Below are 21,224 nucleotides of genomic sequence, written 5' to 3'. Positions count from 1 at the left end.
CATATTAATGCTGTTGATTTATATAAGACTTAAAGTAATAAAAATGTTATTCAAGATATTCTTAAACCATTTGTATTACTTTTTCTTACCTAATATTAAAGCTCAGTTACTTTTTCTGTTCAATTAAGTAACGAATTACATCAAATATCGTACCTGGTAAACCGGTATTTGGATTTATATAACGTGGATATAAAAGATATGCTGCTGCAAATAATTCTTCTACACTGCGTTTTTTCTTTCTACGCTCTATTGTTATTTGGTCTTTAGTAACTCCCCAGCCTGCATAAAAAGGCATTCCAAAACAATGGACTTCTTTTCCTAGCATAAGAGCTTCAAAACCAAGCTGTGAAGTAACAACATAAACCTTATCCACTTTTTCCACTAAAGATAATGGATTACAATCATCATAAATAAACGTTGCATCAACATCTTTAGGTGTTAAGTTACCTTCTTTTTTCCCTGAAATGACATCAGGATGTGTTTTTATATAAAGTTTTGCATTGGGATTTTCCCTTTTTGCCATTTCATACATTTCTTTAAAGCGTGCTTTATCTGCAAGACCAAGTGTAATGGACATATCACCCAGCGTCTGATCAACGATTAATACTCGTTCCTTAGCTGTATCAGAAAAAATAGAGGGATTGACCATCGGAGCATGGTTATATTTACTCAAGTAATTTTCTTTTATTAAACTTATCGCTCTCTTAGCATTATTTAATAAAGATTCCTGCTGCCATCTATCACTATTTAAAATGTTTTCAAGACGAGATGGTTTAGTTGCATCGTAATAAATCCCAATGTTATCAACACAGATCGATAGAGGTGGTGATCCTTCTACTCCTAAACCTACGGAGCGAAGAAAGCCATCTTCTAGACCTAAATACGGTATGCCATTCTTCTTACTAAAATCCAATGCTTTCTTTGCACTAGGTTTCATCCCCCAACCAGCAACATAAGCTAAGTCATCGTTTTCAGTTGGGTTGAAAATAACATCTCCTCTAAGAAAGGATTGTAGATTTGGAATCGTCTGTATCCCCTTTGATAAAACGCCAATTTGACCATTTTTTTCATTAGGAATAAGCGTATTGTCAATCTTCTTCTCAAACGACTCAAATTTATTCAGGTTTTGCTCTCTGTTTTTGAGAACAATTTGAGTTAAAGGATCTCTCCGACTTTCTGTACTTACAACTATTTCAAAGAGTTCAAGCGCTTGTTCAATTGTAATTGGTTCTAACGTAAATGGGTTAAAATATTTAGGATATAAAATATATGCCGCTGCTAGTATTTCTACCGTACTTAATTTTCTATTTCGATTTTTTTGTTTCTTTCTATCATCTGTCAGACCCCAGCCTGCATAAAAAGGTGTACCTAATGTAGTAACCTTTATTCCTTTTAATAATGCCTCAAATCCACCTGTTGAACGAATTGTGTAAACTTGAAAGACATTTTCCAAAAGATCACTTAAATTGATTGGGCCCTTGATTATTTTTGCAACATGATCTAAATTTGCGTAACTATAATTTTCTACATTTCCATCAGCTGGGTGCGGCTTAAAAATAATTTCAGCATCAGGATTTTCTGTTTTAGCAATCCACATTAATTCCTCATTAGAAATCTCAAATTGCTGACTTTCACTACTTCTTTCTCCCAGTACTAATACTTTCTTTATATCCGGGATCGACATGTCATAGTTCATAGATGGTGAATAGGTAATTCCGTTTATCCCTTTTTCTATAAGTGTTGAATGAACACGATTGGCTCTTAGCAATAATTCAGGGTCCTTTTTAAAATCATAAGTATTTAATAGATTTATTAAATCACTTGAAAACTCCTTATTGTCACCCTTCTTATCTATACATAAGGAAAATGGGATAGGTAATACTCCCATACTTATCAAACCAGGATTAACGAAATAACTTTTAATATTATTTTCCTTCACGAACTTAAGGTAGCCTTTATTGTCCTCTGAATTCAGAAGATTGACTGTTATATCACTATAATTATCGATAGCATCACTTAATTGTTCTAGCGAGTGTATGATTTCTATTTTTTGATAATCCTTTAGAAAAATGGCCATATACTTTTCTGTCATTTCATTAAATCCAACAAGTAAAGCGATTTTTCCTGGTTCTAAATCTGCATTTCCCTGAATATCTTTCATCTCTTTTAGTGTAAGTATGGCGTCTTCAATGGAAATTGCATCTTTTGTAAAAGGATGGATGTATTTTGGATAGAGAATATAGGCAGCTGCAAACACTTCTTCAATTGTTAATTCTCTTTTTCTTCTAGGCACTTTTTGGCGATCTTCAGTTAGTCCCCAGCCTGAATAAAAAGGAGCTCCTATTGTTGTTACCGGAATCCCCCTTAATAGTGCCTCAAATCCTGAAAGGGAAGTAATGGTATAAACACGGTCGATCGTTTGAAAAGCATCAGTAATACTTAAAGGTTCTGTAATAACCTTTGATATATGCCTAACGTCATCTGGATTAGATTGCATCGCTCGTTTTCCGAACAAAACATCCGGATGCGGTTTGTAGATAATTTCTGCATGTGGATTTTCAGTTCTTGCTAACCATACAAGATCGTTATTTGTCATTGGTTTATTACAACCTCGTTTTATCGATTCATCATCTTCGACTTGACCAATGACTAATATTCTTTCTTTTGTTTTCTCACCATAAATAACCTCTATATCCTTTGAACCTACATTATTATATTTACTAATATTCAAATCCTTCAAGGTTTGAATGGCGTTTTTTGCTCTCGTTACTAATTCTGAATTTGACTGAAAATCATACGTATTTAGTAAATCTTCTAAATCACTTGGACGATTCGCATCATAGTAAAGTGCCTGTGAATCTATACATAAGGATAAAGGTGTACTTTTAGAAGCTCCTAATTGAATTGAACGAATAAACCCATCTTCGATTCTGAAAAATGGTATTTTCTTTTTTTTAGCAAACGATTCAAGCTTAGGATTATTCTTATAGCCCCATACCATAAAAACTTTATCATTATATTTTTCACTTTCATTTACAACGACATCAACGTTTTCATAATTTTTAATAAACTTTATCTCATAATTCTGTAAATAGGTTTGAATATAGTCATATTTCCATTCGCTAAACCCAATTAATATAGCAACAGGCTTTTTAGTTTTTCGTTTTGGCCTCATTTTATTATATAAAATGGCAAACTTCATAAATGCTTTCTTCCCAATAGCATTTCTTAATGTGCGTTTTAATTCACCCATTTTCTCACCTTTTCTGTTATCCTAACAATTATCGCTTATTGATATAAGACATAAATAATAGTAGATACGACCAAAGAATTTGTATTTAACTTCTATTTATTCGCCCAATCGTCTCTTCTAATGTAATCGTTTCTTTACTCATTGGATCGATGTATTTAGGATAAAGAATATAAGCTCCTGCAAATAGTTCTTCTTTTGTTAATTTTCTTTTCCTTCTATTAACTATCTGTCGGTCATCTGTTAAACCCCAACCAGTGTAAAAAGGAGCACCTACCGTTGTAACAGGAATATCTCGAATAACCGCCTCAAATCCCGATAAAGATGTAATCGTATAAACATGATCAATCGTTTTAAAAGAATCAGCTAAACTTAATGGTTCTTCTATAACTTTTGCAATGTGCCTAATATCATTCGGATTTGATTGTTTTTTTCTTCTGCCAGTTAAAACATCTGGATGAGGCTTATAAATAATTTCATCCTCTGGGTTTTCTTCACTCGCAAGCCGGACTAAATCATTATTCGTCCAGTTTTTGTCACTTCCCATTAAGATGGAAGCATCATCTTCAACTTGACCAATCACGAGGATCCGTTTCTTAGTCTTTGGACCATATATGTCATCTACATCCCTTTTACGTACATGATTGTACTTACTAATACCGAGCTGTTGAAGATGACTTATACATTTTTTTGCACGATTCAGAAGTAAATGATCCCCTTGAAAGTCATACGTATTTAAAATTTCTTCTAAGTCGCTTGGTTTTGTTGAATCAAAATACATCCCTTTTTTATCGAGACATAGTGAAAACGGAGGTGTATGCATAGAACCTAGTCCAACCGAACGGATAAAGCCATCTTCCATTCTATAAACGGGAACATTATGCTCTTCTGCATATTGAGTAATTGCCTCATCATTTTTATAGCCCCAAATAATAAATACCTTTTTTTCTGTTCTTCGAAAAACTAACGGTAGTAACCCTAATGTTCTTGTATTAGGAATATAAATATTTTTATATTCAGATAAGTAAGGCTCTACAAAAGGTCTTTTCCATTTGGCTACATTAAAGACAAAAGCAACTAAAGAATGTTCAGATGATTTTAGCGGCATAAATATATATTTTATTACAGTCCCATAAAATAAAGTTTTTTTTACTATTTTTTTTATAAAGGTCAAAATATGTTTGGCAAACACTTATAAACCTGACTCCTTAACTTTCTAATTTAAACTAGATTTTCATCCGATTTAGTTGGGAGAAAAATAATTAACTAGTTATTATTATTTTCAATACTTTATGTATTATTTATTTTTAAATCTTTATTACAAATAAATAAAACACTAGTGACACATTCAACAACAAGTAACTGTTTCTCCTCAATCCATTTTTAAATGACTAATGAAACATTCTTCGGATTCTCATAGATTTATGATAATAAATAAAACACTAGTAAACTTAACTAGTGTTTTATTTTATTATGAAAGAGTTGACCTGACATTTTTAATAAATAAGTTCAAGTTTTGTTCAGTCATTTTATGAGATTCTTTTGTTTTTTGCTGTGTTGCCTGTTCGATTAGAGGGAGTCCCTTTATCTCTTGATCATGAAGCCTCGGAATCAGGTGGAAATGCAGATGCCTAACAGCTTCACTGATTGTTACCACATACATTCGATCAACTGATAATTCCTTTTTTACAGCAGCCTCTAATTTTTTGATCAGAGGACCTACGGCAGAGAGTTCCTGGTCTGTGAATTCTGACCAGTTTTCCACATGCCTCTTTGGTTCAATGTACAGGTATCCTAAAACTTGAGATGCAACTGGACCGTGTGTAACGATCCAATCTTGATCTTCATATATAGCTTCATTTAAATCCTGATGTTTTTGACAGATTGGACAAGAAGTCAAGACAGTCTCTCCTTTACTGCGTCACTTTCACTTTACCATTTAAGTAGTCTGTTAAAAGAGCACGATAATCATAGGTTTCATGCAGGATAGAGTCAATAATTTCACGAACAGCCCCTTCTCCTCCATTTAACTTAGCTGTATATTGAACGTTTTCTTTGACGATCTCAACTGCATTGTTCGGTGCAGCCGGGAATCCAACATTTTGAAGGATTGGAAGATCGTTAATATCATCGCCCACGTAACATACTTCGCTGAGTTCAATGTTAAGTTCTTTTACGATTTTTTCAAGAACGTCCATTTTTTCATGGATACCCTGATAAACATAGCTGATGCTTAATTCTTTCGCGCGCTTTGTTACAGCTTCTGATTTTCTGCCTGTAATGATGGCCGTTTTGATTCCAGCATAATGAGCAAGGCTGATGCCCATGCCATCCTGTGTGTGGAAAGCTTTATACTCTTCACCATCAGAACCAATGAAAAGTCTGCCATCTGTTAGAACTCCATCTACATCTAAAACAATTAATTTAATCTGCATAACTGCCACCTTAAAGCCCGAGGTTCATTAAATCCAAAATATGAATCATTCCAATTGGGCGATTATATGGATCTACAACTGGAAGAACATTTATTTTGCACTCTTCCATTAACTCCAGTGCCTGAACCGCTAAAGCGCCTGATTCAATCGTAACAGGAGTTATGTTGCATAGATCATTGACTTCACGATACAAGATATCACTTGTTTGAGTGAAAGCTCTGCGAATATCTCCATCTGTAAGAATTCCAATTAATCGATCTGTTTCATCAACAACACTGATCGCACCAAGGCCTTGTGCCGTCATCTGGAACAGGGATTCCTGAATGGTCGTATTTCCGTAAGCCAGCGGATTTTTCTGAGTAGCTGTCACAACATTTTCAACAGTTAAAAGCAGCTTTCTTCCAAGTGAGCCGCTTGGATGAAACAAAGCAAAATCTTCTGGTTTGAAGTTTCTAGCTTTTAACAATGCAATGGCTAATGCGTCTCCTAAAGCAAGCGTCACTGTAGTGCTTGTTGTTGGCGCTAAACCCAATGGGCATGCCTCAGGAGCATTGCCAATACTTAACACAACGTCTGATTTCATTCCAAGTGTCGAGTGAGGATTCTTAACAATGGCGATCATTTTTGCGCCGATTCTTTTAATAGAAGGAATCAGATTTAAAACCTCATCTGTTTCCCCGCTATTAGAAATCGCAATGACAACATCATCCTTTGTAACCATCCCAAGATCACCATGAAGCCCTTCAGAAGGATGAAGGAATAGCGAAGGTGTACCCGTACTTGCCATCGTAGCATTCATCTTGCGGCCAATTATTCCTGATTTACCCATTCCAGTAATGACAACTCTACCCTTACACTCAAGGATCATGTTCAGGGCATCATTGATAGACTCATTCAGTTCGTCCTTTAAAGCTAAAATAGCATTAGCTTCCTTTTCCAAAACTTCAGTAACATCAGTAATAAAATCGATAGCAGGTATTTTTACACTTAACATTTTCATCCTCCTGTATAGTCAATATTATAATTGTTTAATTAATGAATCGATCTCTTTGATTGGTTTCAGTACTTCTTCAAGGTTTTCTAATTTAACCATGTTTGGTCCGTCTGATAGGGCATTGTCAGGATCAGGATGAACTTCCATGAAGATAGAATCAATGCCTACTGAAGCAGCCGCTCTTGATAAGTAAGGAACGAATTCACGTTTTCCGCCAGTAGTTGTGCCGTTGCCTCCAGGAATTTGAACACTGTGAGTAGCATCAAATACAACTGGAACGCCCATTTCACGCATTGTAATTAAAGAACGCATATCTACTACTAAGTTGTTATAACCGAAAGTTGTACCGCGTTCTGTTAATAGGATGTTTTCGTTGCCAGTTTCACGAAGCTTTGTCACGACGTTCTGCATATCCCAAGGAGCAAGGAATTGTCCTTTTTTCACGTTGATGACTTTGCCTGTGTTTCCTGCAGCTACCAATAGGTCTGTTTGACGACATAAGAACGCAGGAATTTGAATGATATCAAGTACTTCAGCTGCAATTTCAGCTTGTCCAGCTTCATGAATATCTGAAACAACAGGTACATCAAAGCGTTCTTTCACTTTAGCTAAAATTTCAAGACCTTTTTCAATGCCAGGTCCGCGATCAGAGAAGATAGACGATCTGTTGGCTTTATCGAATGAAGCTTTAAAAACGAAAGGAATATCAAGCTTTGCCGTAATCTCTTTAATTTTTTCAGCTGTTTCCATTACAAGTGCTTCGCTTTCGATCATGCAAGGACCAGCGATTAGGACGAAAGGATTGTTGCCGCCAAATTTAATATCGTTTAGTTGAACGTGGTTAGTCATGTTAGTTTCCTCCAAGTATGTTTTCTACTTTTTCAATATCTTCAGGAGTATCTACTCCAACTGCATCGTAGGCAGTTTCAACAACTTTAACCGTGTAACCATTTTCCAATAAACGAAGCTGTTCAAGCATTTCTGCAGATTCCAGTGATGATTGAGGAAGCTTGACGAACTCGTTTAGGATTTGCTTTGGATAACCGTAAATGCCCAGATGCTTATAATAAGTAAACGGCTGATTGGATCTGTTGTACGGGATAGGAGAACGAGAAAAGTACAATGCACGCTTTGAATGATCGGTAATCACTTTAACGACATTGGGATTTTCAACATCTTCCATTGAATGAATCTTTGTTTTTGCTGTTACAACAGCATTTGGATCTTCATGTGCTTCCGCAATAAGAGCGTCGATAATTTCATGGTGAATGAGCGGCTCATCTCCTTGAATGTTCACGAAGAAATCACCATCCACTTTAGATGCAACTTCTGCAATACGGTCAGAACCTGTTTCATGATCTTTGCGTGTCATGACAACTTGTCCGCCGAAGCCCTCGACCACTTGCTTAATTTCTTCATGATCAGTAGCAACAATGACCCCATCCAGCTTTTCGCTTTGACTGACTCTTTCATATACATGCTGAATCATTAGTTTGTTCAAAATCATTGCTAACGGTTTGCCGGGGAATCTGGTTGAGCCGTATCTTGCAGGAATAACTCCAATAACTTTCATCTGATTAAAACTCCTTTACTAAATTAGTAGAATCAATGCGGGCTGCTACATTTGCAGATGTTTGCTTATCTGTCCAATTGATAGAGCCCTCCAGCTGATAGTGAAACCTAATATAATAGATAAATTTCTTTATTCTATTAATATTTAAGTTTGTATTGATCGCCTTCAAAATAGATTCATCTAATTGATTCGGCTGATCACAGTGATAGACAACTCCATCTATATTATAAAAAGCATCTCCTAGTGTAATAACCGGTTTATGCTTTGAAATGGATTCGATTCCGACAGTAGAATTGATCGTGACTACTGCCAAAGAGTTCGTAATCAGTTTATTGATGTCATACTTCTTAACAAAAATGATTTCTTTCTTATCACGATACATCTTCTTCAGATCTTTATAATTATTTCGGGATATATCCTCAGGATGCTCCTTCACAATGACCTTCAAATTCCTGCCATTCTTTTGATTAAATGAACGAACAGCTTTGTAGACATAATCCAATAATTCTTCCATGTTTGAGATGTTGGGAGAATTATAAAAGATTTGTGTATCCCGCGAGACCTGAAATGGCAGAAATATATATTCATCCGGAAGTGTTAAGTGATCCGGTTTTCTATATTGAAAGTATTTCTTGTAGATAAAGTATTTCACAGCCTGCCAAAACGTAATATGCGCATAAAGATTAGGATGAATTCCCAGAAGACTTCCAAGCATACTGACTGCTTTCACAGCTGCTACTTTTACAAGACTTTCTTTAACGCTTGCCTGCAATGATAGAGTTTCAGGTTTATCCAAAAACTGCTCAAGCCTTATGGAATCGATTTCTAATGCATCGAAAAAACCAGGATCTCTGGGTACAGATGCATCCGCATTAATTCCATTTGGATCACATGTAATCGTAAAGGGTCTAAATAAGCCATCCTCAAAATAGTACGTGTTCAATCCTCTTTTGTTGGCTATCACTTTAGTAATTTGGTCTATCCAATGATATCCATTAAATAAGCAAATGATATCGATTTGATGATCTGCAATAAATTGATCGATAAAATACATGTATCTTTTATAAAGCTGCAGTTCTTTTGTGGATGTTTTTCTATTTAAAATCCTATTTTTATAGGTAATATTATATATGGGAAGCTCTAGCAGTTCTTTGTCAGTGATTGGGTACTTATTACTAGAAATTTTTGAAGGGACGAATATGGAGGATATCGGACTTTTAAACAAAAGCTCGCCTAATTCAAACTTCAATTGAAAACTTTTGTGCCCTTTAAGACTTAGTTCTTTCGCTACATCTATAAAAAATCTTTTGTTTCTATTACCCCTTAGGAATAAATAGTTTGCCATATTGTCCTCCATTAACCGTACAAAACTGTATTCATTGGTGATAAACTACCTGTCGAATCTTTAGTCCAAAATACCCTTAATGTTTTTGTAGAAATTTGTAACTTTTAAAAATCCAAGGTTAATAATACCTGATATCATCTAATCTGTAAACACAATTACAGATGATACCAAATTATAATATAATTTACAAAATGTTCATGTGATATTAAACTTTACCACTATTGTTCTGTTAGTTCATTTGTTTTGTCAGGTTTTATAACAAAGCCAGGTTTTCTCTATTTTTCATTCATGTAAAGATGCGTGAATTTAAATGAATCAATCAAATAAGTGTGCTAAAATACACATTGTCTTCTGTAAAATTATGTTTGATAGACTTTAAGGAAGAAGATATAATACTTTTTTAAGACTTCACAAAATAACTTGCCCCATGATTTTTTATTTTTATATCGGCATTTAAAGAGGAAGATTGAAGTATGAAGTTTGCCATGCAAATTATCAAAGAACAATTTCTGAATATTAATTTGATGTTCAGACTTGCTATATATGAAGTGAAAAGCAAATATTTAATGCATTATCTAGGTGTATTTTGGGAGTTTCTCAACCCAGCTATCCAGTTATTTGTCTACTGGTTTGTCATTGGTATAGGTATTAGAGGCGGAGGAGAAATTAGCGGTTTTCCTTATGTCATTTGGCTTTTGACTGGGATCATTCCATGGTTTTTCATTTCACGTTCCGTAAGTCAAGGAACCAGCAGTGTATTCCGCAAGGTAAATTTAGTCGCAAAAATGAAATTCCCTGTGAGTGTTTTGCCGACTATCTCAATTATAAGCAGCAGTTTTATTTTTATTATTATGATTATCATTTTATTTATCATTCTTTCTTTCTATGGAATAGGCTTTAATCTAATGCTGATCCAGCTTCCATATTATCTTATCAGCATGTTTATTTTTTTATTTGCAAGTACTTTATTATTTTCAACAATTTCTGTAGTAGTAAGAGATTTTCACTCTTTGCTTCAGCAAGGGATGAGAGTGGTTTTTTATTTAACGCCCATTCTTTGGGACCCAAGCCTTTTTTCGCCGCTTATCCAAAATATTTTAAAACTGAATCCATTCTTCTATCTTGTTAATGGATTTCGGGATTCTATCTTGGGAACAGGCTGGTTTTACCAAGATCTCATTTACACCATTTATTTTTGGTCCTTCACACTGCTTATCTTATTAGTTGGATCAACTGTGCATATTAAACTTAGAAATCGGTTCGTCGATTATATATAAATTGGAGGCTCATCGTAAAATGACGCCAAAAGTAAAATTTAGTCATGTTTCAAAAACATATAAACTATACAAAAAAAATACAGACAAACTTCTTGATCTTTTTTCAATTTCAAAAAAGAGAACGAAAACCTTCTATGCCTTGCAGGATATATCTTTTGAGGTGTTTGACGGTGAAACAATAGGAGTAATTGGTACAAACGGTTCTGGGAAATCAACACTTTCAAATCTCCTTTCAGAATCTGTTCCACATACTTCAGGTTCTGTCACAATAAATGGAGATCCATCGTTAATAGCCATTTCTGCCGGTTTAGATAAAAACCTGACTGGATTAGATAATATTCAGCAGAAATCGTTAATGCATGGTTTGAAGAGCAAAGAAATCAAGCAGATGACTGAAAAAATCATGGAATTTGCAGACCTTGGCGATTTCATTTATCAGCCGGTAAAAAACTATTCCAGCGGCATGAAATCAAGACTGGGATTCGCTATTTCCGTTCACACTAATCCTGACCTGCTTATTATAGATGAAGCATTATCTGTCGGTGATCAGACCTTTTATAAAAAATGTATTGATAAGATTAATGAGTTTAAAAAAGAAGGGAAAACAATCTTCTTTGTAAGTCACTCCATTTCGCAAGTCAGATCTATTTCTGACCGGGTAATGTGGGTCCATTTTGGAAGGATCAAAGAATTTGGCGACGCAAAAACGGTGCTGGAAAACTATGAGACTTTTATTAAATGGTTTAATAAGTTAACCGAAAAAGAAAAGAAACACTATAAAACTGAAATGCTGCAGCAACAAACTGAGCAAAAAAGCGAAGAGATTCATACAAACACTGACTTGAATCCACTTTCTCGGACAAACCGAATAGAAAAGCCTAAAAAGCAACGTAATTTTTCCTTGTTTTTCCAAATTATTTTATTATTAAGTGTGTCTTTACTAAGCGGTGCAGCCCTGTTCTCAAGTAACCCATTATCCGCTGTCAATCAATTCATTGAGAAACAAAAGGGATTGGAAAATCAGACAGCTGAAGATGAGCCAACCGGAATTCCTGCAAGCGTCAATCAGGATGGAATGATTATAGGCGAGAAAACAGCAGCTTATACGGATCCTGATAAAGAAAAATCAATATCTCTTCCTTTTTCGGCAGCTGTCTTTGTCGAAGAAGAAATCAATGACCTGTATAAAATAACTTATATGGATCAGACATTATATGCGGATAAAAACGAGGTTAAACTGACTGCGAAAAGCTCATTCACAAAGAGCAGCAGTACCATTGAGCAGTTCGAACCATTGTTCCCTGATACGTTCTTTGAATCGTATGAATACTTTTTAGCCCAACTAGGATTAGATTATGATGCTGTTTCGACTAAGCTTAAAGGATATTCAGAATCTGCTGATGAACAAGGTCTTAAAATGATCAGCCTTGGCAATTATGCTGTGGCTTTCAGATTCAATCAGGAAGAAATCGCTGATGAAATTATCATAAGCAACATTGAAAGTGATCAGGCTGAAGAATTGATCAGCCAGGCCCAAGTTGTTTCAGCAAACAAACAACAGTATTTTTTACTCACAGAAAGCTATGAATATGTTCTGGATACAGCAACAAATACTGTTACAATGAAAAAAACAAAATAACAAAAAGGCAAAGATCAGAGATCTTTGCCTTTTTTCTACTTTCCGCTCTCCATCACCCATTGAAACAGCACTGGAAACTTCGTCCATACATAATAATGCTCCTGTACATACTGAGCAGCATTCTGTTTTTCCTCAGATTGCGCTTCCTGCAGTTTTTTCTTGCCAGTGAGGTAATCGAAGACATAAGGATTTATGTTTTTCGCTTTTTCAACCAAGTTTTTAAAGTTTGCCGTCATCCCATTCAAAGCATACTCAATTAGCGCTTGATTGTATGCCCCTGCAGCCGTTTGACTTTCATCATACTGATTTAGAAGCTTTTTCGCCTGATTGTACTCGCCTAAATCCATGTACATGACGAAAAGAGTATAACGAACTCCCTGATTGTCCTTTTGATTCAGCTCAAGTAATTCGGCACATTGTTTAGCCGCCATTTCCAGGCTTCCAACAGCTGCCTCGAGCATGGCGTAATTAAATTTCGCTCTCATAAAAGGTCTTGTTTCGCTTAAACCCCAAAACATCCCTTTGTATTCATTGAAATAAGTCTCCCCGAGATCCGTCTCGCCAGCTTCCATTCCTTTTTTAAACAACTGAAGCTGTTTGTTCGGATCGCCCTCTGCTTCGCCAAGGATATTGTATGCATCAGGATGGTAAGGATATACTTCGAGCGCTTCCTTAGCAAGCTCTGCTCTTTCTTTAGGAGCACTTTCCATCGCCTTAACAATCAATTCCTGTGCATACTCTTTATTTGATGAGGCAGGCCTCTCTTCCGAAAATGCCTGAGAAACAGATCCAGTCTCTTGAATAGCTTTCAAATCAGCTTCCATTCCGTCTTTCATTTCTCTGTAAACTTTAGAAAGTGAGCTTACGCTTACTTCATACATTTCAGCCAGTTTCTTTTGAGTTAAACCTTGCTTGTCCATATGCTTTTCAATAAAGTAGTGCATCGCTGCTGCAAAAATTTCTTGTTTTTTCACCACAGGTTCTACTCGATGAAGATACTTATGCAATAAGATTAGACTTTGCTCTTTTATTTGCTCATCTATCCCAGCCTTAAGAAGATTATTTTCTACTTTCAGGGCAATATTGCGGTAATTCAGATCATCCCATACAAGCTCTTCTGCCAGCTCTTCTGCCGCCTCTTCCTCAGTCTCACCAAGAAGCTGAAGAATCATCTCTGGAAAATGATCGACCATAAATTCTTCCGGGCTATTAAATTCACTTTCTTCAAACAGATGCTTTGTTAATCCGGAATTCTGTGCTGTTTCTTTCGCTTCAAATCCAAGGCCCATCAAGTAATACATGTAGTAATCGCCATAAGGCAGCAGATATCCGAGCAGCATGCCGCCTTCTTCAAAGGATAATGCCTCTACTTTGACTTTCTTGATATCTTCAGAAAAGATATCCTTTACGGTAATCCATTCTTCACTGATAACGGATTCAATGACAGAAAACGCAGGAACCGTCTCTTTCCACTTCTCAAGCTGAGACATAGTAGAAGGGCGAATCTTTTCACTGCGCTTCTTCTCTACGAAGGAATCAATAATTTTTCCATTTGCAAATGATACAGAGAAGACAGCCCAAATCAAAAGAGCACCGTATACATTTTTAAACTCCTCACGATCAAGTTTACCCATTTTCTCTTTTATGACGACATCTATTTGTCTGCCAAAATTGACTGAAGCAAACTCCATCAGTTCGCCTTGAATTTTCTCAAGCTCCCCGTGACGGATGGCTTCAATCGAGGTTTCTTTCTTCATACAGCATTTTTTATATTTTTTCCCGCTGCCGCAGTGGCAGGGGTCATTTCGTCCTATATCCATTCATAAACTCCTTTTATTGCATGATCTTCTCTATTGTACAGGAATGAACGACTATTTCAATGCGGCGGAAGATTGCGAAAACTGTTGAAGGCATGAAAGGTGATCCTAATAAGAAGCAAAACAATCCGTCAATTCGTCAAAATACGATAAAAGTAGCATATCATGATTGTCATTTTACCTGATACAATGATTATACAGTGATTTCGCGGGGGGCATCATGAAAAGAGAAGATTCATTTGCTAAAGGCTGCTTGTGGGGATTTGCACTATCAATTCCAATTTGGTTTATTGTTATCTATCTCCTAAGAAAGACTTTTTAACAGTAAACATTTAACTAAAAGACGTAAATGGAAAAGACATATCCCTTCACGTCTTTATTTTCTCATCACCTTTTTTTCCTGCAGTCAAGGTAAGTACTGTCACCTCACTCCTAACCCCTAACCGCAAATTCCAATGCGCCTGGCCCATTCCTTTTGAGATGTACAAATGAGTCCCATCAATCTGATGAAGCCCTTTGTAAATTCCTTTTTGAGCAAGCTTTCCTTTTGAAATAAACTTAAAGAAAAACGGCACATTGAACTGTTTACCATGCAGATGACCTGATAGCATTAAATCAAAGGGTTTCTCAACTCTCAAGAAATCGTTTGGATCATGGCTTAGTACCACTTTAGGTTTCCCGCTTTTTACTTCCCTGAATGCTCTTTCAACATCTCCGTCTTCTTCTTTATAAAAATCCAGCCCGACGAGGGTAAAATCATCAAGCTCAATTGATTCATTAATAAGTACTCTTACTCCGTTTTCCCCAAGCCATGACAGCAATCGGTGAGGCAATTCTTCCGTTCGATAGTCATGATTCCCGAATACAGCGTAAACAACTTTTCCATACTCCTGAAAAAGATTCAGATAAGGTTTAATGCGGGATATGTACTTTTCACCAGCTGTAAAATCACCCGTTATAAAAATGTAATCCGGTTTTTCACTGACCAGCAGATCCCTGATTTGTTCCGGCCGGATTCGATTCCTTTCCACGTGAAGATCGGAAAGCTGCAGGATTTTTTTATTGATTCCAAGCGGAACCTCAACCCGCTCTACTTTCAGCCATTTTGTAGGGATGACAAAGGATACGTAAAACAACACGATCCCAAGTAACACAATGATTAATTCAACCATGACAGACCCCTTCTTTCTATTTGTTCCATTTTACTAAAGAAGCCTGGGATTTAGTATAAAAAAAAGCCAAATCCCACAAAGGAACTTGGCTGCTTCCATTTAGTATGCTTCGTACCCCTCATATGACTCAGCTATACAGGAGGATAGCTCCCACATCTCTTCTTGCCGGTCCAAGTAAGTCAGAACAAGCTGCTGGGCATGTCCGGATTTGGTCAAAAAGCTTTCGACACTTCCATGAATCTCAATTTCCTCTCTATTTCTGCATTCAATAAATGTTATATTGTTTTTCTCAAAAGCCCGCTTCACATGATGATAGGAGACCCACATACACTCTTCACTGTCTGGTGATAAAGTCGGAAGCATACATATCCGGTAGCCCGGTGATATACATACCGGGAGCATTTTTTTGCCCGGCAAAATAAGCTTTGCTGCATCAACCATCCCCTGATAAGAGGCTCCGGCATGCACACAGCTGAGGTTAATAATTTCTCTAGGTGACATCTTCACAATAAGCTTTCTGTACAGCTCATGAACAACAGACCACAACTCCCCATTTTCCGTGTACATCGGTTTCAAAACCATTGTTTCTCTCCAAACTCCATAGCTTTCTTTCATCAGCATTCTCTCCACCTCAATCTTCTGTTTTTATCATGAAAAATTTTCCACAACATTATTTTACAGAAATATTCAGTGAAAGAAACAAAAACTAGGTAAATTTAACCAGAAATAAACATTACATTTACACTAGATTAAAACAACCAAAGAGACCTCCAATCTAGAGGCCTCACTCATATTGCCACACAATCTTCCAATCTCCCTTTTCCTTCACTGCATATACATCCTGAAGTACATCGAACGTTCCGAACTTACTTTTAAAAGTCTGCCTGACTTTGATGAGGCGCGCCTCATTAAATACCGGTGCGCCTTTTGCCATCCTCCACCTGCGAACCTTTTTCTCCTTTAAAATTTCAAAAGAAAACGTTGTAACCCCATAATGGCTCATATAGATATGAGACCGCTCTGTCACATAAGCATTCTTTGTAAAACGATCCTGCATCAATGGGTGAAACAGATCCCAGGCACCACCAAAGTTTCCAGTCTGTTCAGCAGTATAGAAAAGGTTCACAGCTTTTTTCGGCGAGGATGGCGTGAATACATGAAACAGCCCGATCAGCAGGAGAATCACAGCTCCGATCATTACGATTTGAATAAGAGGGAAAGGTTTACGCCTTCGCATGATAATCACCCTTTTAAGCATGTCTAAGAAAGTGTATGAGGGAGTTTTAAGGATAATACGAAAAGGTTTGTTAAATAAAAAAACCTTTCGAAATGAAAGGTCACACTAACCTGTTTTACTTCTCACAAGCAATCAAATCTTTATCATCGACACTCTTTGTGGTTGGCATTATAAAGGTCTTTTGAAAAAAATGGCTTGTATTTCGTTTTCAGATCTGGCATAGGCATATAACCCTTCCAGGAGAGGCCGATCTTCCTTGGCTCCGCCCTAAACGCAGGCTTTGCCAGGTGTCAATGTTTGAGAAGATAGCTCCATCATAATAAATAACTATAGTGAATTTATCGGAAATCTAATTCGCTTTTATTTCACGTTTAATAAAGAGAAGGTTTTTTCATAATTTTTATATCTGATTTTTAAATTGAATAAAACTTCCCGCAATTTCTTCCAAGTATGTGTGGTTCATATTTAGAGGCATACTGTTTTACATAATTTACTGCAATATCTATTGTAGTAGCATAATCTTCACTAAGAGTGCATACCGGCCAATCAGATCCAGCCATTATCCTTTCAGGCCCAAAGGCATCGAACACAACATCTAAATATACTTTAAAATCTTTCTCTTTCCATTCGTTCCAATCAGCTTCTGTCACTAGTCCTGATATCTTCACATAAGTATTATCCCTTTCCGCGAGTCTTTGGATATCTTCTTTCCAAGGCATTATCACTTTATGTTTAATATCTGGCTTTCCTATATGGTTCAGGACAAATAGCTGATCAGGAAACTTTTTAACTAGTTCAACTGCATAAGGTATATGTCTGGGATAAATAAGAAGATCAAATGGCAATCCATAATCCCCTAACAGTTTTATGCCCTTTTGGAACTGCTCTTTAAGCATATACTGATCCTCAAACTCATCTTGCAGGATATGCCTTAAGCCTTTAAACAGAGGATTTGCTGTAAATTCATCCAGCTGTTGCTTAAGTTCATTTGAACAAAGGTCTACCCAGCCAACAACACCTTTTATAAAGCTGTACTTGTTCGAAAGACCAAGCAGCCACCTTGTTTCCTCTAGACATTGCCTGGCTTGTACCGCAATCGATCCATCAAAACCGATTTTATTCAATAAAGGCTCTAGTTCATTTGGCAAAAAGTCTCGTTTTAGCAAAGCCATTTCCTCGTTAATCCAAGGATATTCTTCTTTTGTATACATCCAGAAATGCTGATGAGAATCAATTTTCATCCCCATACTGTTTTCTTCTCCTTTTCAAAAGAGCATTTGAAAACACTCAAGACTCATTTACGTTTTAATAACACCTTTCTTTAAGATAATATTCGCATAAGGTACTTTTTCACCAGTTGCTATAATAGCAAAAGCCCTTTGGGCCCTATCATAAAAAGCAAAGCGATCAATCCACTCAAATTGGATATCTCTTTCTTCCCGGTTAGTAATAATCTGGCTGTATTCATCCCATAACTTAGAGTCGGCCTGATCTCCCGGCTCCTCTTTCATTAAAGTAACAGGCTTATCAACATATGTATCTAAGGGAAAGAGGTATAATAGGGCATCTAATAAATCAGGAATAGTATGTCCGTCCGCTCTATTTAGTTTTTGAGCATGGCTTGCTGCAGGAAAGTTTCTGTCTGCCAGCACAATTTCATCACCATGCCCCATTTCACAGATGGTTTTGAGTATATCAGGTGATAGAATCGCAGGAATATTCTTAAGCATTAGATTCCTCCACTTCAAACTACTTGTTCTTCAATAAAAGAATTGGTCAATGTGCCCAAATGTTCAATATCTGCTGACACTACTTTTGATCCCAGTCGTTTAGATTGGTTTCGTGAAGTTTTCCGACACCGCTAATTCCAGCATTATTAAAAAGAACATCGATTCGTTTATATTTATTTATTGCTTCTTCAACCATAGATTTCACGGAAATAGGGTTTGTTACATCAGCTTGTAAAAAAAATGCATCCCCTCTAAATTCAATAATTTCTGATGCAGTTTTTCCGCCTTTTACTGAATCCAGGTCATTTACAACGACTGAAGCACCTTCTCTTGCAAATAATAATGCCGCAGACTTCCCAATGCCAGAACCTGCACCAGTTATGAGAACTACTTTATCTTTCAATCTCATAATATGCCAAACTCCTTTGCTATTAATGTTCCAGGTGGTCTTCTGGCTGAGCTGCTTTTACTGTTAAACCGCCATCAACCATTAATAAATGGCCATTGATTTGATCGGCTTCATGTGAAGCTAGAAAAACAACGGCGTCTCCTATTTGCCTTGCTGTTCCCAAACGCTTCATTGGATTTGCCTCTATTTCCTTATGTCTGATCTCTGGATCAGATAGAAAGTCCGTGCACATATCTGTATCCACAGTGCTTGGGCCGACAGCATTGACATTAATGTTATATCTCCCCAGTTCAATGGCCAGCCCCTTAGTCAACATGTGCCCTGCTGCTTTAGAAGCTTGATAATGCGGTATAACTGGGCTTGTTACCATTAAGCTTGCTGTGGATAAAATATTAATGATTTTCCCGCTCCTCTTTGGAATCATTCTCCTGGCTGCTGATTGAGAAGTGAGATAAATTGCCTTCACATTTGTATTAAAGGTTCGGTCCCACGTATCTTCGGAGAGCTGCATAAACGATTCAAAAGGAGCAATTCCGGCATTGTTAACTAGAATATCTATTTCCCCCAGTGATTCTTCAACTAATGCAACCATTTCTTCCACATCTTTTTTCTTGCCTGCATCGGCTTTAATTACAATGGCTTTTCTTCCTATTGCCTCTACTCTTTTTTTTACTTTGTCTGCTTGAATGCGTGAACGTTCAGAGTTAAAATTAATGGCAATGTTTGCCCCTTCTTCTGCTAACCTTATAACAATCGCTTCACCTATTCCCCTGCTTCCGCCAGTAACCAAAGCAACCTTATCCAGTAATCTATTCATCTCCTTTAATACCCCTCCCTGTCCTACAAACTGATACCTATACGGCTAATGCTGAATTCTTGATGCCCAAGAATCTCGGCTTTTGTCAAATGACCTGAAGAAACGTTTATGATTTCGTTGAATAATCGTCTTCCAGCTAGATCAAGATTTTCTTTTCCTGTTAATACTGTACTGACATCAACATCAATATTATCTGACATTCGACTTGCCATTTCTTCATTACCAGAGATTTTTATCACTGGTACGATTGGGTTGCCAGTAGGTGTTCCACGCCCAGTAGTAAAGCAAACTAATTGAATTCCAGCTGCCGCCATACCTGAAACACATTCAATATCATTCCCCGGAGAGTCCATAAAATAAAATCCTTTTCCTGGTATTTCACTTGCGTAATCTACTACCCCCTGCAATGGAGCTGTCCCTCCTTTGCTTATACACCCTAAGGATTTTTCCTCGATGCTGGACAATCCACCTTCAATATTTCCTGGACTGGGGTTGCCTCCGCGCATATCTACACCCATTCTATTAATTTCTTCTTCAAACCGGGCGATTGATTGATAGAGTTTGTTTTTAACGTCATTGTTCACTGCTTTTTCTGCTAAAATATGTTCCGCCCCTATAATTTCAGTGGTTTCCCCCATCACAATGCTTCCGCCTTCTTGAATAAGAAGATCCGAGGCTCTTCCAAGTACTGGATTACTGCACAAACCTGATGTTGCATCAGATCCTCCGCATTTAACTCCTACTATGAGGTCTGACAATGGAATATCCACCAATGGGGTGTTTTTGATCTCATTTATTAACTGATCGGCTATTTCTATTCCTTTATGAATAGTATTGACAGATCCGCCCTCTTCCTGAATATCGATCCAAACAACTGGTTTTCCGGTTTCTGCAATTTCTTTTTGAATTTGTTTCGCATCCATCACTTCGCAGCCAAGGCTAACTAATAGAACAGCTCCAACATTTGGGTTTCTTCCCATGCCTACAAGGACCTTATGTGTTCGGTCTTTGTCTTGGCCTACTTGGCTGCAGCCATGCTGATGGGGGATGGCAATTGACCCTGGGATCTGCTGTTGAATTTTTGTTACAACTTGATTTGCACATACGACTGTGGGCATGAGCAGCAAATGATTTCTTATGCCGCTCTTTCCGTTCGGACGACGGTATCCTTTAATGGCTGCCATTGCTATTCTCCTTTAAATTTGATTGATCTCCTCTGCCGCGAATGCCTATTAAATTATGAACATGGACATGTTCTCCATCTTCTATATCAGCTGTTGCCCGTCCAATAACTTCCCCATATTTTATGATTTCTTCACCTTCCTTAATTTTTCGCAGGGCAAGTTTATGTCCAAATGGAGCAGCCTGTCTAGCCCTTAAAGTTTGAGGGTGACCGTCTATATCCATACTGAATGTAAGCAATTCATTTTTTTCTGCTCTTTTAAGCAGAGTGATAACGTTATCATTTTTATTCATGACAATGCATGATATTTGAGATCCCATTAGTTGATTTATCGAATCCATGAAAT

Annotated in this window: 20 protein-coding genes; 2 read left to right on the top strand and 18 right to left on the bottom strand. The window is 36.9% G+C overall.

Features of this window, described 5'->3' with window-relative positions:
* Positions 1–106: 106 nt before the first annotated feature.
* From QFZ72_RS03695 to QFZ72_RS03660, 8 genes are all read right to left on the bottom strand, one after another.
* Positions 107–3,253 carry a capsular polysaccharide export protein, LipB/KpsS family gene (locus tag QFZ72_RS03695; protein WP_307429539.1) on the bottom strand — a complete coding sequence of 1,049 codons (3,147 nt, stop codon included), beginning with the start codon at positions 3,251–3,253 and terminating at the stop codon, positions 107–109.
* 85 nt (positions 3,254–3,338) lie between these two features.
* Complete coding sequence (locus QFZ72_RS03690; protein ID WP_307429537.1) at positions 3,339–4,442, bottom strand: capsular polysaccharide export protein, LipB/KpsS family; 1,104 nt, start codon at positions 4,440–4,442, stop codon at positions 3,339–3,341.
* 279 nt (positions 4,443–4,721) lie between these two features.
* On the bottom strand, positions 4,722–5,150 hold the full coding sequence (locus tag QFZ72_RS03685) for an HIT family protein (protein WP_307429534.1): 429 nt from the start codon (positions 5,148–5,150) through the stop codon (positions 4,722–4,724).
* 13 nt (positions 5,151–5,163) lie between these two features.
* Complete coding sequence (locus tag QFZ72_RS03680; RefSeq protein ID WP_307429531.1) at positions 5,164–5,685, bottom strand: KdsC family phosphatase; 522 nt, start codon at positions 5,683–5,685, stop codon at positions 5,164–5,166.
* Between the two features lie 10 nt (positions 5,686–5,695).
* Positions 5,696–6,679 (bottom strand): KpsF/GutQ family sugar-phosphate isomerase, encoded by a 984-nt coding sequence (locus QFZ72_RS03675; RefSeq protein WP_307429528.1) that lies wholly within the window; start codon positions 6,677–6,679, stop codon positions 5,696–5,698.
* Positions 6,680–6,703: 24 nt separating this feature from the next.
* On the bottom strand, positions 6,704–7,528 hold the full coding sequence (gene kdsA, locus QFZ72_RS03670) for a 3-deoxy-8-phosphooctulonate synthase (RefSeq protein WP_307429526.1): 825 nt from the start codon (positions 7,526–7,528) through the stop codon (positions 6,704–6,706).
* Position 7,529: 1 nt separating this feature from the next.
* Complete coding sequence (kdsB, locus tag QFZ72_RS03665) at positions 7,530–8,252, bottom strand: 3-deoxy-manno-octulosonate cytidylyltransferase (protein ID WP_307429523.1); 723 nt, start codon at positions 8,250–8,252, stop codon at positions 7,530–7,532.
* Between the two features lie 4 nt (positions 8,253–8,256).
* Positions 8,257–9,597: a capsular polysaccharide export protein, LipB/KpsS family gene (locus QFZ72_RS03660; protein WP_307429521.1), complete on the bottom strand. Its 1,341-nt coding sequence runs from the start codon at positions 9,595–9,597 to the stop codon at positions 8,257–8,259.
* A 473-nt stretch (positions 9,598–10,070) separates the two neighbouring features.
* On the opposite strand from QFZ72_RS03660, the gene QFZ72_RS03655 reads away from it, so the two are divergent.
* Both QFZ72_RS03655 and tagH read left to right on the top strand, forming a co-directional pair.
* A complete protein-coding gene (locus tag QFZ72_RS03655) occupies positions 10,071–10,874 on the top strand; it encodes an ABC transporter permease (protein WP_307429518.1) in 804 nt (267 codons plus the stop codon).
* A 19-nt stretch (positions 10,875–10,893) separates the two neighbouring features.
* Positions 10,894–12,513, top strand: coding sequence for a teichoic acids export ABC transporter ATP-binding subunit TagH (gene tagH, locus QFZ72_RS03650; protein WP_307429515.1), 1,620 nt, complete (start codon positions 10,894–10,896; stop codon positions 12,511–12,513).
* Positions 12,514–12,548: 35 nt separating this feature from the next.
* On the opposite strand, the gene QFZ72_RS03645 is transcribed toward tagH, so the two are convergent.
* The 10 genes from QFZ72_RS03645 to QFZ72_RS03600 all read right to left on the bottom strand — a co-directional run bounded on the left by QFZ72_RS03645 (position 12,549) and on the right by QFZ72_RS03600 (position 21,219).
* Positions 12,549–14,333: a cyclin family protein gene (locus QFZ72_RS03645; RefSeq protein WP_307429512.1), complete on the bottom strand. Its 1,785-nt coding sequence runs from the start codon at positions 14,331–14,333 to the stop codon at positions 12,549–12,551.
* 365 nt (positions 14,334–14,698) lie between these two features.
* Positions 14,699–15,502, bottom strand: a complete 804-nt coding sequence (locus QFZ72_RS03640; protein WP_307429509.1) for a metallophosphoesterase — start codon at positions 15,500–15,502, stop codon at positions 14,699–14,701.
* 99 nt (positions 15,503–15,601) lie between these two features.
* On the bottom strand, positions 15,602–16,123 hold the full coding sequence (locus tag QFZ72_RS03635) for a competence protein ComK (protein WP_307429506.1): 522 nt from the start codon (positions 16,121–16,123) through the stop codon (positions 15,602–15,604).
* A gap of 163 nt (positions 16,124–16,286) precedes the next feature.
* Positions 16,287–16,739, bottom strand: a complete 453-nt coding sequence (locus tag QFZ72_RS03630) for a hypothetical protein (protein WP_307429503.1) — start codon at positions 16,737–16,739, stop codon at positions 16,287–16,289.
* Positions 16,740–17,152: 413 nt separating this feature from the next.
* Positions 17,153–17,986 carry an amidohydrolase family protein gene (locus tag QFZ72_RS03625; protein ID WP_307429499.1) on the bottom strand — a complete coding sequence of 278 codons (834 nt, stop codon included), beginning with the start codon at positions 17,984–17,986 and terminating at the stop codon, positions 17,153–17,155.
* A gap of 51 nt (positions 17,987–18,037) precedes the next feature.
* Positions 18,038–18,469: an RbsD/FucU family protein gene (locus tag QFZ72_RS03620; protein ID WP_307429496.1), complete on the bottom strand. Its 432-nt coding sequence runs from the start codon at positions 18,467–18,469 to the stop codon at positions 18,038–18,040.
* Between the two features lie 79 nt (positions 18,470–18,548).
* Positions 18,549–18,878 carry an SDR family NAD(P)-dependent oxidoreductase gene (locus tag QFZ72_RS03615; protein WP_307429493.1) on the bottom strand — a complete coding sequence of 110 codons (330 nt, stop codon included), beginning with the start codon at positions 18,876–18,878 and terminating at the stop codon, positions 18,549–18,551.
* Positions 18,879–18,900: 22 nt separating this feature from the next.
* Positions 18,901–19,695, bottom strand: coding sequence for an SDR family NAD(P)-dependent oxidoreductase (locus QFZ72_RS03610; RefSeq protein WP_307429491.1), 795 nt, complete (start codon positions 19,693–19,695; stop codon positions 18,901–18,903).
* A gap of 23 nt (positions 19,696–19,718) precedes the next feature.
* On the bottom strand, positions 19,719–20,879 hold the full coding sequence (locus tag QFZ72_RS03605) for a UxaA family hydrolase (protein WP_307429489.1): 1,161 nt from the start codon (positions 20,877–20,879) through the stop codon (positions 19,719–19,721).
* Complete coding sequence (locus QFZ72_RS03600; RefSeq protein ID WP_307429488.1) at positions 20,866–21,219, bottom strand: UxaA family hydrolase; 354 nt, start codon at positions 21,217–21,219, stop codon at positions 20,866–20,868. Before QFZ72_RS03600 ends, QFZ72_RS03605 begins: the two co-directional genes overlap by 14 nt.
* Positions 21,220–21,224 lie beyond the last annotated feature (5 nt).

The organism is Bacillus sp. V2I10 (assembly GCF_030817055.1).
Lineage (GTDB): Bacteria > Bacillota > Bacilli > Bacillales > Bacillaceae > Bacillus_P.
The sequence above is the reverse complement of the archived record's forward strand: the minus strand, read 5'-3'. Positions and strand labels throughout refer to the sequence as shown.